Source organism: Streptomyces sp. NPDC002730 (assembly GCF_042888805.1).
Lineage (GTDB): Bacteria > Actinomycetota > Actinomycetes > Streptomycetales > Streptomycetaceae > Streptomyces.
Genome location: NZ_JBIAQG010000009.1, coordinates 285,699 through 302,277 on the forward strand (window position 1 = coordinate 285,699; position 16,579 = coordinate 302,277).

A 16,579-nucleotide genomic window follows, 5' to 3' on the forward strand; every position below is an offset into this window, starting at 1 on the left:
TCAGCGCCGCAGTTTGTAGCCGAAGCCGCGGACCGTCTCGATCCGTTCGGCGCCGATCTTCGCCCGCAGGCGCTGTACATGGAGGTCGACCACGCGGGTGTCGCCGTGCCAGGCGTGGTCCCACACCCGGCTGAGCAGCGTACGGCGCTCCAGAACGACGCCGGGAGATGCCGCGAATTCGAGAAGCATCCGAAGTTCGGTCGGGGTCAGGGCGAGCGCCTGCCCCGCGCGCCATACCTCCATCCCGCGGGTGTCGATGGTCAGATCTCCGAAGACCAGCGTGCTCGTGCCGTCCTCGCTCTCGCGGTCCGGGCCGGCGGCCGGGGTGAAGGAGGCGCGGCGCAGCAGTGAGCGGATCCGCGCGACAAGTACGGCACTCTCGCAGGGTTTGACGACATAGTCGTCGGCGCCCGCCTCCAGCCCTGACACGACGTCGAGTGCGTCACCGCGGGCGGACATCATCAGGATTGGCGCGAGGCTCAGTTCACGGATTCTGCGGCACAGCCCGATTCCGTCGAGTTCGGGCAGCATCACATCGAGCAGCAGCAGGTCCGGGCGCCGCTCGCGGAAGATCTCCAGGCCGGTGAGGCCGTCGCCCGCGGTGGAGACGGTGAAGCCGTAGCGCTCCAGCAGCATCCGCACGGTGTTACGGATCACCTCGTCGTCCTCGACGAGCAGCAGATGCGCCTCGGCCGCGGAGCCGGGCGGAGCGAAGGCGGGCGTCGTCGGCGGTATCGGGGTCATCGGGGTGTCCTTCTCTGCGGACTCATGGACGAACCCGTGCCCGTGCCCGTGCCCGTGCTTGGGCCCGTGCCTGAGCCTGAGCCTGAGCCCGTTCCTGCCGGGTCGCCGGCCTGGTCCTGCGGGACGCCCGCGGTCATCACCGCGCCGTTCCACCGATAGCGGGTGGTGAACCGGCCGTCGTCGCCGGTCGAGGTGAGCACCAGGTCGTGGCCAAACGTTTCGCCGGTCAGCCCGAGCGGCCCCCAACTGATCAGCACCGGCCGCACCGTGCCGCCCAGGGCCCAGTAGACCTGAATCAGAGTCAGCCCGGCCGACTCCTCGTCCAGCGCCACCACCAGCTCGTCCCGGCCGTCCCCGGTCAGGTCCCGGTAGGCGGGGTTGCGCAGACCGCAGCCGGAGCCGGGGCAGTTCTTCATCGCGGCCCGTACCAACTGCGGCACATTGGGGTCCTTCTCCAGCAGCTCCTTCACCGCCACCTTCCTGAGCCCGCCCGCGGGCACGGTGATGCCGTCGACGGTCAGGTACCGCTTGTACGAGGGGCTGGTCTCGCCTGCCGCGGGCGGCGACGGTGGGGCGTACTGCGGCCACAGCGGTTGCGCGCTGATGGGCGGCGAGAGGCTGGGCGCCACGCCACCGTCCCGTGCGCCGGTCTCGGACGCACAGCCGGCGACCACGGACAGGGCCGCACCGACGACGAGGGCGGCCAGGAGGGGCCGCCTGTGGTGAAGGGGGCCGGTGTGGGGGAAGCGACGCATAGACACAACAGCGTACCGGCGGCCGTACGAGGGGTAGGCGCGGGCTCGTACCGCCGAGCGGAACCGGCTGCGGGCCCTGGCGTTGACGCGGGCCCGCGCCTACCGCCGACGGCCGGTACCCACCGCCGGCGCGGGCCCGAGTGCGCCGCCGGTTGGGTCAGTGGAGCAGCCGCAGTGCGGTGCCTGCGATGCCGAGACGGACCGTCTGGCCCCAGGTGAGGTCCAGCGCGTCGGTCTCGATCCCGTCGCCGAACGCGACCAGCCGGTCCGACTCGACGGTCAGCCGCAGCCGTTCCGCGTGTGCCAGTACGCCTTCCACGAGTGTGGTGCCGGTGGCGGGCGACGGCCAGGCCTCCCTTACGAACCAGATCAGTTGAGGGTCGGCGGGACCGGGCAGCGGCAGGCTGCTGCCGCGTTGCTGCCACAGGGAGCGCAGCCAGCCGGTGGCGCCGGTGCCGGTACCCACCAGGACTCCGGAGGAGGCCTGGGGTTCGGTGCGGGCGGCGTCCGCACCGGTACTCAGCCGGTAGCGGGCGGTCTGGTGGCCGGGCGGGCCGAGGTAGATCTCGTTGAGGGCGAGCAGCCGCTGGGTGTCGTCGGCGACCGCCTCCACCATGGTGAGTTCGTCGACGGCGCCTCCGCCGGACGCGGCCGCCGGGAGCAGCTTGGCGGCATCGGCCGCACGGTGGCGCACCAGCACGCCCGGGTTGCGGCCGGGGTCGGTATCGATCCCCACCACCGGCTGACCCGACAGATACTTGGCGGCGTTGGCCACCAGACCGTCCTGGCCCACCACGACCACCACGTCTTCGGGACCGAAGAGGAAACGGTCGAGGTCCGCGCGTTCCACCCGGGTCTGCCGCCATGCCAGCGGCACCGCCGCCGCCACATCGGCGAGCGCCCGCCGCGCACGATGATGCCGCTCGGTCACCTCCTGGATGCTCCGGCCGCGCGAGGAGAGGAAGAAGTCGGCCTGGCCATGGGTGCCGTGCCGGGCGAGCAACTCCTCGTACTCGGTGGCCCGGTGCACCAGCACCGCGCGCGGCGCGAGACTCACGACTGCTCGCCGTCGGCCCGGCCGAGCTTGGCCAGCAGGCCGGTGAGGACATCGGGGGAGAGGGTGAGGCTGTCGATGCGCGGCAGGTTCTCGGCGACCCGGGTCGCGGCCAGCGCGTGCAGAGTGGCGGCGTCCACCTCGGCGTGCACCCGCAGCCAGGCGGCCTGTGCCTGGGCCCGCGCCTGCCCGACTTCGCGTGCCGCTTCGGCCTCGGCCTTGGCCAGCTGTACCGTGCGCGCGGCCTCAGCCTCGGCCCGTACGGCGTCCGCCGCCGCGTTCTCCTCGGCCTCGCGGCGGGCGTTGGTGCCGTGCTGCTCGACCAACTGCTCCTCGCGGCGGGCCAGTTCGATCCGGCTGGCCAGTTCGTTCTCGGCGATCGCGCGTTCGCGCTCCACGGCGACGGCCCGGCGTTCGTACGTCGCCCGGTCCGACTCCTGCTGGATCTGCTCGCGCGCGGGGGTGCGCAGCGCCCGTTCCACCTCCGGTTCCGGGCGGAGGGCGACCACGCGGACGGCCACCACGGTGATGCCGGTGGCGGGCAGCCGGGGCTCCGCGGCCAGACCGTCGGTGATCCGCTCCAGGACCGCCGCGACGCCGTCGACAAGGGCTGCAGCCAGCGGCGTACGGGCCAGGACGTCCAGCGCGTGCTGCTGTGCGGTCTCGGTGAGCAGGGTGGACAGCTGTTCCAGCGGGGCGCCGCGCCAGACGCCGGTGTCCGGATCGATCGAGAAGTCCAGACGAGCTGCGGCGGTGGCCGGTTCGCTGATCCGGTACGTCACCGTCGCCTGCACACTGACGTCCTGGAAGTCAGAGGTGCGGGCATGGAAGGCCATGGCCAGTTCCCGGTCGTCGACCGGGACTTCGGAGAGCGCGGCGGTCAGCGCACGGAACCAGAAGCTCAGTCCCGGCCCGTCGTGCACGAGCCGCCCGCGCCGGAAGTGGCGCACATGCGCGGTGGGCGCGGTACGGAGATGGCGCCATCCCAGGCGCTTGATGATGTCGGCCATGAAGACTTCCCCCTTTTTCGTCAGTCAGACGATATAGGCCGGGACCGTTATCGTCAAGGCGACGAAATGGGCGGGTGCCCGGGACGGCTCGGAGGCGGCCCGCATTCGCGAACCGCCCCCGAGACTCCCCTTCGTACGAGACGGTCAGCTCACCGTGACGGGTTCCGCGGCCTCGCTCAGGACCTGCCGGCCGTCCTGAGCGGTCAGCACCAGGCGTGGCAGGAAGGGGCCTTCCCCATCGAATACATGGGTGACGGTTGCCTCGCTGGTCTCCTGCTGGGTGCCGTCACCGAAGTACCAGCGGTAGCTGTATCCGGCCGGAGGCGCCTTCCCGTCCACGGTCGCGCTCAGGCGAACCGGGCTCCCGGTGTGCCCGTCCTCCGGGGCGTCCAGCAGCGCGTGCGGGCCGTCGGCCGGGAGGTGGAACCACTGGCGCAGGCGCGGGTTGAGGAGGAAAGCGTCGGCGTACTGGCGGGCGCCGACGATGTCCGGATGGGCGACGGCAGCGGACAGACACTGCGCCGGAGTCCCGCTGAGCTCCGGGCAGGCCCGCGTGCGCAGCGGGAACGCGGGGTCGGAGACCGGAGTGGCCCAGACCTTGGAGTGCGGGGCGAGCACGGCATTGTCCCGGGAGAACAGGCCGTCGGCGGCAACCGCGTACGGGCCGTCGGAGGAGGCGGCGTTGGCCGCCGCGGCCGCCTGCCGGTAGGCGTCGTTGGCCAGTTGGGTGTACTGCTCGTAGCGCTCGGCCACACCGCCGAGCGCGCCCTTGCAGGCGGCCAGCCGGGCACCGGCAACCCCCGGCGCCGTGCAGGTCTTCACCGGGACGGGCGAACTGCTGCGGCTCAGCGCGTAGTAGAAGTCGGCCACGAGCACCTTGGGCCGCCCCGGCAGCGAATGCGCCTTCTTGATCGCCGCCTGCATACCGCGGCCGCCGTAGCCGACCTTGGCGCCGCTGAAGTACGGCACATCCTTGGCTGGGTTCTCGGCCGCCGCGCCGATGCCCGAGCACTCGCGCCGCACGGCCTCGGGCACCTTCTTCGAGCCGGGCGTGATGCCGACGCCGATGCCGAAGAAGGGGTCGATGTCGTTGATGCACCCGTTGACGACGACCAGATCGAGCCCGTATCCGCCCGCCCGCGCCTGCGCGCCCGCCTGTTCCAACTGGCAGAACACGTCGGGCATTTGCTGAGTGACCTCGCCGAACTCCATTTCCCCGTCGCCGTCCGGGTCCTGTTTCTCCTGCATCCGCAGGCAGCCGGCGTCGTCATTGCCCGCGGGCAGCTCGGGTGCGTCGAGGACCGCGCCGGAGATCGAGTAGTCCATGTGCTGATGTCCCCGGCCGGTCTCGCGGCCGAGGAGCTCGCCCGTCAGGTAGGGGAACTTCTGGTCGTGGTCCAGGCCCTGCCCCCATACGACGGAGTCGCCGACGGATGCCACGCGCACCGGGTCGCAGCCCCGCCGGACGGTGTCCCGCCAGATCTTTCCGTACGGGCCGGGCTCCCGTCCCTCCGACGAGGGGAGCACGCGCGCGTCGAACTGCAGCGCCGTGCTCGCCGCCGGTACGCGGTCGAACGGGATGCTGAACTCGGCCGCGGACACGTTCGCGTCCATGACGGTCTGCCCGCCGGCCAGCTGCTCCTGCCCGGCCCGTACCCGCCACTCCACCGTGGCGCCGGCCTTCGCCGCGGCGGGGTCGTACATCTGCACCCGGCCCCGGACCGGTCCGCTGCACACCGGATTCGGCGTCAGATCCACGTCGAGGACGAGGGGGTACGCGGATCCCGGCAATGCGGCTGTCTGCGCTGCGGCGGGGTGCCCGCCGAGCAGCTGGCCGAGCAGCACCGCCGCCGCGGCCACCGCGGCAGCGGAGCGGGCCGTCCCCGGTCCGCGTGGAGCGGAGCCCCCGCCGCTGCCCCCACGCCTTCGCGCCACCTGCCGTAACCACGTATCTCTCACGCCAACGCCCCTGTTTCTGCTGCCTGTTTCGGTCCGCGGGGAGCTAACTGACCCCGCATCAGTAGGGATCATGGCAGTCGGAAACGGGCGTGAAACGCGCGCAGGGGGCCAAGCGCGGTGAGACTGGTCACTTACCCACCGTTACTTCATTTCCGGCTCGGGGCAGTCGAATTCAGCCGCATTCAGTCGGAGAAGCGCCGCACATAGCGTCGCTGCCAGGGGGTTTCGACCGCGCGGGCGTCGTAATGCCGGCGCACGAAGTCCACCGCCCGGTCCGCCGGCACTCCATCGAGGACGGCAAGGCAGGCCAGGGCTGTTCCGGTCCGGCCACGGCCTCCGCCGCAGGCGATCTCGACCCGTTCGACACCGGCGCGGGCCCATGCCTCACCGAGGGCAGCTTGAGCATCCGCATGGCTGCTGGGCAGCCGGAAATCCGGCCAGCGCAGCCACCGGGCTTCCCACGGAACCTCGGGAGGCCGCTTGCCGAGCAGGTACACGCCGTACGCGGGCTTCGGCCCGTCCGGAAGAGGGCGCCGAAGGCCCCGGCCCCGGACCGCACGGCCGGAAGGAAGCCGGAGGACACCGGCGTCGGAGGGATTCCAGAGCTCGGTCACGCACCCACCCTATTCGCTGTCACGACGGACGGGTACGGAAACAGAATGGCCCAGCCAACCGGCAGCGAAATGGCCTGCTTACGGGGCCATTTGGGCTCCTAGGGTAAGGGGCAGCGCGGCCGGCAGGGGGGTCGCCCCTTACCCAAGGAGCCCCATGTCTCTCCGGATCGTGCCGCCGAGCGGGTCGCCACGAGTACTCGCCGTCGCCCAATTGGTCAACTCCTTGGGCGACGGCGCGTACTACGTCTGCTCCGCCCTCTATTTCTCCCGTATCGTCGGTCTCTCGCCCGCCCGGATCGGCCTGGGCCTCACCGTCGCCTGGGCCATCGGCTCCGTCGCGGGCGTCCCCCTCGGCCACCTGGCCGACCGCCGCGGTCCCCGCTCCACCGCTGTGCTCCTGGCACTGGCGACCGCCACCTCGGTGGCCTCCTTCCTCTTCGTACGCTCCTTCGTGCCGTTCCTGCTGGCCGCCTGCTTCTACGCAACAGCCCAGTGCGGCCTGGCCGCCGCCCGGCAGGCGCTGCTCGCAGGCCTGGTGGCCAAGGCGGAACGAACCGAGACCCTGGCCTACCTGCAGTCGACGCTCAACGCCGGCCTGGCCGTCGGTGCCGCAGCCGGCGGCGTCGCCCTGCACTTCGGCACCCGCGAGGCGTATCTCTCGGTCTTCGCGATGGACGCCGCGGCCTTCACCCTGTGCGCGCTCGTCCTGCTGCGGCTGCCCACCGTGCAGCCCGCAGCCCCGTCCACCGGCGGCGGTCCCGAACTCGCCGTGCTCCGCGACCGCCCGTACGCGCTGGTCTCGTTTCTCAACATGGTCATGCTGCTCCGGATGCCCCTCATCAGCCTGGCCATCCCGCTGTGGATCGTGGAACGGACCTCGGCGCCCGGCTGGAGCGTCTCCGCCCTGCTCGTGCTCAACACCGGAGCCGTCATGCTCTTCCAGGTCCGCACGGCCGCCGCGGTGACCGACCTGCCCAGCGCCACCCGCACGGTCTGGCGCGGCGGCGCGGTGATGCTCGCCTCCTGCGCCGTCTTCGCCCTCTCGGCAGCGGCGGGACCAGCCGCCTGGGTCGCTGTGGCCGTATTGCTGGCCGGCGCGGTACTTCAGGTCGTCGGCGAAATGATGCAGTCCGCCGGTGCCTGGCAGATCAGCTTCGACCTGGCCCCGGCCGGCCAACAAGGGCAGTACCAGGGCTTCTTCGGTACCGGCGTCTCCGTGGCCCGGATGCTCGGCCCGCTGCTGCTGACCACCCTGATCGTCGGCTGGGGCGTCCCCGGCTGGCTGCTGCTCGGCGCGCTGTTCCTGGCAGCCGGAGTTGCCATGGGACCCGCGGTGCGCTGGGCCGAGAAGTCCGGCGCCAGGCTTGCATACGCCGGTTGACGAGGTCAGGACGGCGCGTCGGTGCGGCCCTGGAGGCGGGCGGCGCGTTCGCGGATCTGCGGAAGGCGTGTGTAGAGCCCGGAACCCGGGCACCGTGTCCAATAGCCGTCGCAGTGCCCGGAGATCGTGTGGAAGACGGCCTGTTTTCCCTTCGGGTACTTGCTGCCGTCATTGGTGGAGACCAGGGTCGTTGTGCCGCGTGGGTCGACCCCGTACAGACCGAGCTTCCAGGCGGCGAGCCGGGCTAGCGCCTCCAGCATCGGCGCGGGCACGGCCGAGCCGGAGCCATAGCTGCCTATCGCCGCAATGCCGACGGTGCCGACGTTGAAGCCCAGGGTGTGCGCGCCGACGACAGGATGGGTGATGCCTCCGGAGCGTCCCTCGTAAATGGTGCCGGTCCGGTCGACGAAGAAGTTGTAGCCGACGTCGTCCCAGCCCCGGCGCTCCATGTGGTCGTCGGAGAGGAAGCGGATGAGATTGGGGACCTCTCGCCGGGAGTAGTTGTTTCCGCTGTTGGTGTGATGGATGAAGACCGCTTTGACCGTGGTCGCGGAGAGCTCGGGCCTATGGGGAGGCATCGGGTGGGTCTGCCAGACAGCGCGCGGTACGACGGCCGGCTGAGCGGTGGCCCACGGGGTGGCGGGCCGGGGCCGCGGGCGGGTGGGGCGTTCCGCGCGAGCCGCCGTGGGTGGCCTGCCACTGTTGCCGGCGGCCAGTGCGGCACCGATCACGCCTGCCGCGGTTGCCCTGCCCATGCCGCGGAGCAGCATGCGCCGGTCGATGGTCATGACGATGAGCGTACGACGGCACTCCCGGGTGCGCCTCCGCTGCGCGCAGCGTCGCGAGGACAACGGTCCCGCGACGCCTTCCCGCACATTACGGCCGGTCACGAAGGCGGCGGGGCCGGCTGTACTGTCCGGTAGCGCAGCAGCACGATGCCCGAGCCGAACGGCCGGGTCTCCATCAGTCGCAGCTTCGCGATCTCGCTCGCGTCCACGAACAACCGCCGGCCGTGTCCGAGGACGACCGGGTACACGAACAACCGGTACTCGTCGACCAGCCCGGCCGAGATCAGTTCCTGTACCAGGCTGATACTGCCCGTCGCGACGATGTCTCTGCCCGGCCTGGACTTCAGCGACTCAACCTCGGCCCGGAGCGCACCCCGCAGCACGGTGGTGTGCTCCCAATGAGGGTCGCGCAGCGTGCGGGAGACGACGTACTTGGACACGGTATTGAGATATTCGGTGATGCCCGTGCTGTCGTCGGTCTGTTTCGGCCAGTAATCGCGCATTTGCTCGAAAGTCACCCGCCCGACGAGGAACGCGTCGGCAGCCTCCATATGTGCACGAAGTGCTGCCTCGAGGTCGGACTGGTCGGCCTGCGGCCCGTCACCGGCCGGCGCGAACCAGCCCTCCGTCGCTTCGACGACGCCATCGACCGTGATGTTCTCGGTGACGATCAGGTCTCTCATTTCCGGGCCTCCAGAGGTCGGCACTCGTTCACCACTGACGACTGCCGCAGCCGGCGAGACTCATCGGCCTCATGGCCTCGGTCCAGCGGACAACTACAGTGGGCCGCATGGCGGATTCGCGGCCGACCTCGGCGTTTCACTCGGACAATATCGGCGGCGCGGACACGGAGCGGCTGGTCGGCGCGCTGGACGGGCAGGCAGCGAGCGAGGGCGTGCGGCGACTGCGCGAGTGGGCGCACCTCGGTGTCGCCGCGCGGCGCGGCGAGCGAGCGGTGGACATCGGAGCCGGTACGGGGTCGGAGACCTTGGTGCTGGCGGCGGCGGTGACACCGGGCGGTGACGCGATCGGGGTTGAACCGAACCCCGGACTACGGTCGGTTGCCCAGCAGCGGGCGGCCGAGGCCGGCAGCCCGGCCCGATTCGTGGACGGCGACGCGCTCGCGCTGCCGATGGGCGATGCCGATGTGGACGTGGTCTGGTGCGAGCGGGTGTTCCAGCACCTCACCGAGCCGGAGAAGGCGGCCGCGGAGATCGCGCGGGTGCTGCGGCCGGGTGGGCGGGTCGCGCTGTTGGACACCGACTGGGCGACCACGATCCTGCACCCCGGCGAGGCCGACGTGGTCGCGGAGCTGACCGGCGGCGCGCTCTCGGCGGCAGCCAACCCGTACGCCGGGCGGAAGCTGGCCGGTCAGCTGGCCGCAGCGGGGCTGGAGATCGACGACCTCGGCTCACAGGCGCTCATCCAGAGCACAAGGAAGGTCAACTGGCCACTCATCCGGATGCTCGGCGTGGCCGCCGTGCGGCGCGAGCAGATCACTGAGCAGCAGCGGGACCGGTTGTACGCAGACCTCACCGCGGCCGCCGAGCAGGACGCTCTGCATATGTCCGTGACCATGTTCGGCGTCATCGCGCACCGTCCGGCCTGACCCCGGGCCTGTGCCGGATGCAGGCCCCCCCGCGCCGGCCTGTCGAGGCTCAGACGCACCGGTACCTGAACTGTACGGCGACCGTGTGCCGGGAAGGCGAGATGATCCGCAGCTCCGCACCGGCCCGGTACTCGCCCCGGCCGCGGAACGTCCACAGCAGATGCAGACGTGCCTGCTTCTGACCGCGTGTCATCTTCTCCCGCAGCAGGCCCGACTCGGTGCCGTCGCTGCGCACCCAGCGATACGTTACGGTGCCGGGCCGTCCGTTGGTCTCCACCAAGCCCACGACGTCGGCCGTGCCCTCGCAGCCGGGCCCCTCCGCAGCGGTCTGCACCGCCACGTCCCGTACGGCCAGGCCAGGCCCGTACCGCTGCCAGGCGAGGAAAGCCAGCACGGCCAGCAGCACCGTGGCTGCCAGGGCGTACCGCCGGAGCCCACCGCGGCGGCGTTCACGGGGCTCCGGCCCGGCGGGCCGGCCGGGCAGTGTCCCGTGCCAGAGTGCGGCGGTCGTGTTGTCGCGGTTCCGGTTCCGGACGACCGCGGTCACACCCGGGCCGAAGCGGAGTACCTCGCCCTCCACGCGGTCGGGTGCCACGCTCGTGGGCTGCGCGTCCTGGACCAGGGTGGCGTTCGTGGGCTGCGCGTCCTGGACCAGGGTGGCGTTCGTCGGCTGCGCGTCCTGGACCAGGGTGGCGTTCTCCGGCGCGGCCGACGCGGTCTCCTCCGGGTCCGGATGTTCGAACCAGTGGCTGCCCAGCGCGGTCGCGCTGTAGCCGTCGCTTTCGCCGACTCCGTCGTGCCCGGCGCGCGCCGGTGCGACGTCGCCGGGGGAACCAGGCGCGCGGTCGTGGGGGATACGTGGATCGTTCATTGAATGCTGCACCGCCGGGTCAGGATCTGCTGCGTGGAACTGCCGTTCGCGGCGGTCGGGTTCGTCGTCGCCCGGACTCCCCAGTAACAGCCCCGACCTCGGAAGGTGTGGTCCAGCGCGATCGTGTACTGCGTCGCGCCGCTGCGCTCGAAGGTCTGCGAGCCGTCCTGCGAGCCCAGTTCACCCTTCGCGTCGCCGGTGAACCACGCGATGACGATGGTCACGGGACCGGTCCCGTCCGTGACGACGTCGATGGACGCGGCGGCACCCGTCGTACTCGTCTGACGCAGGCTCGAGACGGAGACGGACCTCACCTTCACCGGAGCGGTGGCGGGAGGGGAAGTACTGGGGTCGGTGGACGGCGCGGACGACGACGGCGGGGAGGCCGGAGTCGACGACATCACGGGTGAGGGCGTGATGGGTCCGGCTGGTCCGGTGGCCGTGCTGCCGGACGGAGAAGGGGAGCTGTCGGCGGAGGCGGAGGCGCTGCCCGTGGGCGATGGGCTCGCGGAGCCGGACGGGCCGACGGGCGAAGCGGTCGACGCGCCCGGTACCGCGCTGGTGGTGGCGACGGCCTGAGCCGTCGACTGCCGCGGGTCGTCGCCGGTCGCCTTCGCGGCAACGGCGACCAGCACGGCCACAACCAGCGCGGCGATGCCCGTCAACACCCCGCGCAGGCCCGGCTTCCAGCTGCCCCAGCCGCCGCCCAGGGCGGTCGTGGCCAGCTCGGTGGTCCCCGCGGCCTGGCCGGCAGCAGAGGGGAGGAGCAGCGGCAGAAGCGCGGCGAGCGCGGCTAGTTTCCGCTGGCCCCGCTCCTCCCAGTCCGGGCCGTAGGCCGCTCCGGCGATCTCCTCCAGCTCCGCCACGAACGCCGCCGCGTTCGCGGGCCGCTCCTCCGGCTCCTTCGCCATTCCGCGCCTGATCAGCGGGCGCACCGGCTCCGGAGCCTCCTCCTCGGGGACCGGTGCGCTGATGTGCTGCAGCGCCAGCTCGGCGAAGTTCTCGCCGGAGAACGGCTTGCGGCCGGTCAGACACTCGTAGAACGTCGCGGTCGCGGCATAGACGTCGGCTGCCGGTGAGGCGGGCTCCCCGTTCCACTGTTCCGGAGCCATGTAGGCGGGAGTGCCGGCGACTCCCGGCGTGGTGCCGCGTCCCGCGGCGATGCCGAAGTCGACCAGTTTGGACGAGCCGTCCGCCGCGACCAGAACGTTCTCCGGTTTGTAGTCGCGGTGCACCACACCTGCCCGGTGTGCGGCGGCCAGTCCCAGCAGCGAGCCCTTGAGCACCACCAGCGCCGCCTCGGGGCCGGTGGCACCCTCGCGCTGCAGCAGCGCGCGCAGCGCGATGCCGTCGACGAGCTCCATCACGATGGCGGCGCCCTGCGGCGCTTCGACGTATTCGTACAGCCCCACCACATGCGGCGAGTCGAGGCCGCCGAGCAGACGTGCCTCCGCCCGGAACACCTGAACGAAGCCGGAATCCGTCCGCAGCCTCTCGCTGAGGTACTTGACGGCCACCGGCAAGCCGGTCGCGTCATGGACGGCCAGGACGACGCGCCCGCTGCCGCCGGAGCCCAACTCCCGGGACTCGGTGTACCCGGGTACCGACCACGCGTTCATCCTGCCCCCCTCGACGCCACGATTCCCGGCGGTCGGATGCGCCGCCACGGAGTTGTGCACGACCGCCGCACGCTAGCCCACCTGCTGTCCTCATGGGGGACACATTTCCGTCACGGCTGGTTCCCGCCACCTCCGGGGCGCATCCGGTGGGCCACCGCAGGTTGGAGGAGACCGTGCGGGCAGCAGCCGGGCGTCGGCCCCGCTCTCCCCATCGCCGGTGGCCGGCGGCCAACTTGCGCAGCGCTTCGTCCGGGGTGACCTGCCGGGTGCTTGTGGCCGGTGTCAGCGGTGCGGCCGTGGCGGGCGTGACGGGCGTGACGGGAAAATACGGGCCGCCCGAGCGCGCGGACCCCTGCCCGGAATCCGGCCAACATGGCCCAGCGGCGGTTCGTTGGCATGGACCTGATGATTTTTCTCGGCTACGCTCCGGCCGGGCGCACTGTGAGAGCGCTCTCGTGTGCTCGCTGTTCCATCCCCCACGAAGCTGGAACAACCGAAGGGTCAAAGCCTTGAGACGCACGACAGGTATACGCGCCGGTATGTCCGCGCTTCTCCTTCTGGGCGCCTGGGCAGCCGTCGGGCTCGCCCCGGCCGCTGCCGCAACTCCCGCCCCCGCCCCCGTTTCCGAACCGCAGGCCTCCGCCGGTCTGCTCGCCGCCATGCAACAGGACCTGGGCCTGACGAAGAGTCAGGCGGAGGCGCGCCTGAGGGCGGAGCAGACGGCGGCCGCCGTCGAAGGAAAGGCGCGGCGCGCCGCAGGAGCGTCGTTCGGCGGCTCCTGGTTCGACGCGGACAGCGGAAAGCTGACCGTGGCCGTCACCAGCGGGCTGCACGCCGACGCCGTACGCGCGACGGGTGCCTCGGTCCGGTTGGTGACGCACAGCGCGCAACAGCTGGACTCGGCCAAGAAGAAGATCGACAAGCTGGCTGCTCCGGCCGGTGTCAGCAGTTGGCACGTCGACCCGAAGGCCAACCGGGTCGTCGTGAACGTTGTCGCTTCCGAGCGACGTGACAACGATGTCCAAGACTTCCTCGCCCGAGCCCGCCAAGCCGGTCCGGTCCAGGTCAAGGAGGTGACGGCGGCGCCGACTACCTTCGCGGCCGGGACCGTGGGCGGCGACCCGTACTACACCGGCAACGTCCGGTGCTCGATCGGCTTCTCCGTGTACGGCGGCTTCGTCACGGCCGGGCACTGCGGTCAGCCGGGAGCGGCGGTCCGCGGCTGGGACGGCTCCGCCATCGGCGCGTTCCAGGGCTCGTCCTTCCCCGACAACGACTACGCCTGGGTCAGCGTCGGCAACGGCTGGTGGACCGTCCCCGTGGTCCTCGGCTGGGGCACAGTCTCCGACCAGCTGGTCCGCGGCTCCGCCGAGGCCCCCGTCGGCGCCTCGATCTGTCGCTCCGGCTCCACGTCGCACTGGCACTGCGGCAATGTCCTGGCCAAGAACGAGACCGTCAACTACAGCCAGGGCGCGGTCCATCAGATGACGAAGACGAGCGTCTGCGCCGAGCCCGGGGACTCGGGCGGATCCTTCATCAGCGGCGATCAGGCCCAGGGGGTGACCTCCGGTGGCTGGGGCAACTGCAGCGGCGGAGGCGAGACCTGGTACCAGCCGATCAACGAAATCCTCGGCCGGTACGGCCTGACGCTGCACACCGCCTGACAAGCCGCCCCCCACGGGCCGAGCCCGTCGCGACACGGATTCTGAGCCTGAGCCGGCCCTCCGCCGCGGCGGGCTCTGCCGTGTGCGGGGAGGTTCGACAGGCCATGGCCGGTGCTTCAGCGGTAGTCGGGATTGGAGAAGTCGTAGCGGCAGCCGGCGTCCCACTCGGAGCGCTGGTTGCCATGGGCCGGGATGCCGCCCGCCTCCTTCAGTAACGCGCCGAGGTGCATCAGGTTCCAGGTCATGAAGGCCGTGTTGCGGTTGGTGAAGTCGTTCTCCGGGCCGCCCGAGCCCGGGTCCAGGTAGGAGGGGCCGGGTCCGGCTGCGCCGATCCAGCCGGCGTCGGCCTGCGGCGGGATCGTGTAGCCGAGGTGCTGGAGGCTGTAGAGGATGTTCATGGCGCAGTGTTTGACGCCGTCCTCGTTACCGGTGACGAGGCAGCCGCCGACGCGGCCGTAGTACGCGTACTGACCACGGTCGTTGAGGATGCTGGAGCAGGCGTAGAGGCGCTCGATGACCTGTTTCATCACGGAGCTGTTGTCGCCGAGCCAGATCGGTCCGCAGAGGATGAGGATGTCGGCGGCCGTGACCATCTCGTACAGCTGGGGCCAGGCGTCGGTCTCCCAGCCGTGTTCGGTCATATCGGGCCAGACGCCGGTAGCGATGTCGTGGTCGACGGCGCGGATCACGTCGGTCGTGACGCCGGCGTTCTCCATGACCGTGCGGCTCTTGTCGATCAGGCCCTCGGTGTTGCTGGTCTCGGGGGAGCGCTTGAGCGTGCAGTTGATGAACAGGGCGCGCAGCTGGTCGTAGCGGTACGTCCTCGAGGGCATCGGCCGTCTCCTCCTGGCGGTGGGAGTACGCCCCCAGCCTGCTACCGCCGTACAAGGCGGTCCACATCGGTGGCCCGAACGTATGAGACCCCCACCCTTTGTCGCCGCCCAAGGTGCGAGTGGTGGCGTGGATAGGAAGACTGGGGTCATGGCTAGCAAGGCAATCCTTGAGGGTGGCCCGGATGATCTGCAGGAGCGGATCGTCCCGATCACCCCTCCCGGACAAGAGCTGAAGATTCCGCACCGCGGCGGGTACGAGCACTTCAAGGTCACGTCGCGGCATCAGGAGAGCCCGGAGGGACGGTTGCCTGTCTACGAATGGTGGGAACGGACGGAGATCGCCGAATAGGACCTGAGTGACCAAAGCTCGGTGCGGGCCGGGCCCGCACCGAGTCTCAGGGTAGGGCTGCGCCCGTCCGGCCTGCCCGGGAACTCCTCGTTCTCGCAGGTCGAGGCTGTGCCCCGTACGTCTCGATGATGATCGGCTCCGGTCCCGTAGCACTTTGGTCGTACCGGATGACACATACGCCGGGGGATTCGCCGCATACCTGCCGGCTCATAGCTTCTTGATCAGTCACCGCCATGATCAGGAGGCCACGGAGATATGTACGACAAGGCATTCGCCCCCGAATACCAGGGCGAACTGGGCTCGATGCTGGGCGTCAATTCCTCGTACGACGAGGTGCTCGCCACTGCGAGCCACGCGCGGCGCAACGCCGTCTCGGCACTCGACCGCGCCCGGGCCTCGCTCGCCGTCGCCGAGGCCAACCGACGGTTGGGCCGGGTGGCCGAAGCCGGTGACTCCTGGCGCGACAGCTACCGCTCCGCCCGGCAGGCCGGCGACCGGGGCGCGATGGCGTGGGCACTGTGGAGCGGTGGCACGCTGGCCCGGCAGTGCGGAGCCCTGCCGCTGGCCCGCCGTCTGCTGGCCGCTGCCGTCGCCCTCGCAGCCGATAGCGGTGATCGACTCGCCCATGGCTACTCGCTCGCAGGCCTCGCCGAGACGGGGCGGATCCAGGGGGACTACGAGGCCGTCGCGGAGATGCACGAGCAACTGCTCGCACAGGCAAGGGCTCACGGCGAATCCCGGCACATGGTCTGGGCGATGTCCGGCATCGCGCAGATGCACCGCAACACCGGCGCATACGAAGAGGCCTTAGAACTGTTCGAGGAATGCGCCCGGATCGCGGACGACGCGGACGACGCACGCGGGAGGGCCTGGTCACTGCGCGGCATAGCCGACGTGGTGTCCGTGCAGGGCGATACGGAGCGGGCACTGACACTGCTGACCGAAGCCGAAACCATCTGCCGTGACATGGATCTGGCCGGCGCGCTCGCCTACAACCACAAGATGCGCGGCAACGTTCTTTTCCGCGCGGCCCGTTACGAGGAGGCCTGCGTCGCCTACACACTCTCCCTGCGCGAATTCCGCGATATGAACGAGCCCCGCGGCACGGCGCTGTCCCGCCTCGGCCTCATCAAGTCCCGCTCCCGCCACGGCCGTGCACCGGACACGACGCTCGCGGAACTCGCGGAGCTGGAGGGCGAGTTCAAGCGGATCGGGCTGCGTCACGCCCGGCAGACGGTCATCGCCTTCCGGGACGAGCTGGCGGGGGTTCACCGGGGGGCTCAGGGACCCCGGTCCTCGTAGTCGCGGGGCGAGTGCTGTCTCCGCTTT

At 70.9% G+C, this 16,579-nt stretch carries 16 protein-coding genes; 5 read left to right on the top strand and 11 right to left on the bottom strand.

The genetic code is table 11. The annotated features are described in order from the left end of the window. The 6 genes from cseB to ACFYXH_RS24010 form a co-directional block, all read right to left on the bottom strand. On the bottom strand, positions 1 to 744 hold the full coding sequence (cseB, locus tag ACFYXH_RS23985) for a two-component system response regulator CseB (RefSeq protein ID WP_389566396.1): 744 nt from the start codon (positions 742 to 744) through the stop codon (positions 1 to 3). Continuing rightward, entirely contained in the window at positions 741 to 1,499 is a 759-nt protein-coding gene (locus ACFYXH_RS23990; protein WP_389566399.1) for a hypothetical protein, read from the bottom strand. Before ACFYXH_RS23990 ends, cseB begins: the two co-directional genes overlap by 4 nt. Positions 1,500 to 1,656: 157 nt before the next feature. After that, positions 1,657 to 2,556 (bottom strand): hypothetical protein, encoded by a 900-nt coding sequence (locus ACFYXH_RS23995; protein WP_389566402.1) that lies wholly within the window; start codon positions 2,554 to 2,556, stop codon positions 1,657 to 1,659. Continuing rightward, positions 2,553 to 3,563, bottom strand: a complete 1,011-nt coding sequence (locus ACFYXH_RS24000) for an SPFH domain-containing protein (protein ID WP_389566405.1) — start codon at positions 3,561 to 3,563, stop codon at positions 2,553 to 2,555. The genes ACFYXH_RS23995 and ACFYXH_RS24000 overlap by 4 nt, the downstream gene beginning before the upstream one ends. A 144-nt stretch (positions 3,564 to 3,707) precedes the next feature. Beyond that, entirely contained in the window at positions 3,708 to 5,423 is a 1,716-nt protein-coding gene (locus ACFYXH_RS24005; RefSeq protein ID WP_389566407.1) for a PKD domain-containing protein, read from the bottom strand. A 281-nt stretch (positions 5,424 to 5,704) separates the two neighbouring features. After that, the gene (locus ACFYXH_RS24010) at positions 5,705 to 6,136 is read right to left on the bottom strand and encodes a protein phosphatase (RefSeq protein WP_389566410.1); all 432 of its coding nucleotides are present in this window, start codon (positions 6,134 to 6,136) and stop codon (positions 5,705 to 5,707) included. A gap of 154 nt (positions 6,137 to 6,290) precedes the next feature. On the opposite strand from ACFYXH_RS24010, the gene ACFYXH_RS24015 reads away from it, so the two are divergent. Beyond that, entirely contained in the window at positions 6,291 to 7,517 is a 1,227-nt protein-coding gene (locus tag ACFYXH_RS24015) for an MFS transporter (protein ID WP_389566412.1), read from the top strand. Positions 7,518 to 7,522: 5 nt separating this feature from the next. Here the strand turns inward: ACFYXH_RS24015 and ACFYXH_RS24020 are convergent, their stop codons facing one another. Both ACFYXH_RS24020 and ACFYXH_RS24025 read right to left on the bottom strand, forming a co-directional pair. Next, a complete protein-coding gene (locus ACFYXH_RS24020; protein WP_389566415.1) occupies positions 7,523 to 8,305 on the bottom strand; it encodes a peptidoglycan recognition protein in 783 nt (260 codons plus the stop codon). Between the two features lie 98 nt (positions 8,306 to 8,403). After that, on the bottom strand, positions 8,404 to 8,988 hold the full coding sequence (locus tag ACFYXH_RS24025; RefSeq protein ID WP_389566417.1) for a dihydrofolate reductase family protein: 585 nt from the start codon (positions 8,986 to 8,988) through the stop codon (positions 8,404 to 8,406). 107 nt (positions 8,989 to 9,095) lie between these two features. Here ACFYXH_RS24025 and ACFYXH_RS24030 point away from each other — a divergent pair, with 107 nt between their 5' ends. Continuing rightward, positions 9,096 to 9,914 (top strand): methyltransferase domain-containing protein, encoded by an 819-nt coding sequence (locus tag ACFYXH_RS24030; RefSeq protein ID WP_389566420.1) that lies wholly within the window; start codon positions 9,096 to 9,098, stop codon positions 9,912 to 9,914. Between the two features lie 49 nt (positions 9,915 to 9,963). Here the strand turns inward: ACFYXH_RS24030 and ACFYXH_RS24035 are convergent, their stop codons facing one another. Further along, positions 9,964 to 10,785 carry a hypothetical protein gene (locus ACFYXH_RS24035; RefSeq protein ID WP_389566423.1) on the bottom strand — a complete coding sequence of 274 codons (822 nt, stop codon included), beginning with the start codon at positions 10,783 to 10,785 and terminating at the stop codon, positions 9,964 to 9,966. After that, a complete protein-coding gene (locus tag ACFYXH_RS24040) occupies positions 10,782 to 12,404 on the bottom strand; it encodes a serine/threonine-protein kinase (protein WP_389566426.1) in 1,623 nt (540 codons plus the stop codon). Before ACFYXH_RS24040 ends, ACFYXH_RS24035 begins: the two co-directional genes overlap by 4 nt. 539 nt (positions 12,405 to 12,943) lie before the next feature. On the opposite strand from ACFYXH_RS24040, the gene ACFYXH_RS24045 reads away from it, so the two are divergent. Continuing rightward, complete coding sequence (locus ACFYXH_RS24045; RefSeq protein WP_389566429.1) at positions 12,944 to 14,068, top strand: S1 family peptidase; 1,125 nt, start codon at positions 12,944 to 12,946, stop codon at positions 14,066 to 14,068. A 116-nt stretch (positions 14,069 to 14,184) separates the two neighbouring features. On the opposite strand, the gene ACFYXH_RS24050 is transcribed toward ACFYXH_RS24045, so the two are convergent. Next, positions 14,185 to 14,901 carry a flavodoxin family protein gene (locus ACFYXH_RS24050; RefSeq protein ID WP_389566432.1) on the bottom strand — a complete coding sequence of 239 codons (717 nt, stop codon included), beginning with the start codon at positions 14,899 to 14,901 and terminating at the stop codon, positions 14,185 to 14,187. Positions 14,902 to 15,049: 148 nt separating this feature from the next. Here ACFYXH_RS24050 and ACFYXH_RS24055 point away from each other — a divergent pair, with 148 nt between their 5' ends. Next, positions 15,050 to 15,250, top strand: a complete 201-nt coding sequence (locus ACFYXH_RS24055) for a DUF5988 family protein (RefSeq protein WP_389566435.1) — start codon at positions 15,050 to 15,052, stop codon at positions 15,248 to 15,250. Positions 15,251 to 15,505: 255 nt separating this feature from the next. Continuing rightward, complete coding sequence (locus ACFYXH_RS24060) at positions 15,506 to 16,552, top strand: tetratricopeptide repeat protein (protein WP_389566438.1); 1,047 nt, start codon at positions 15,506 to 15,508, stop codon at positions 16,550 to 16,552. The last annotated feature ends 27 nt before the right edge of the window (positions 16,553 to 16,579 follow it).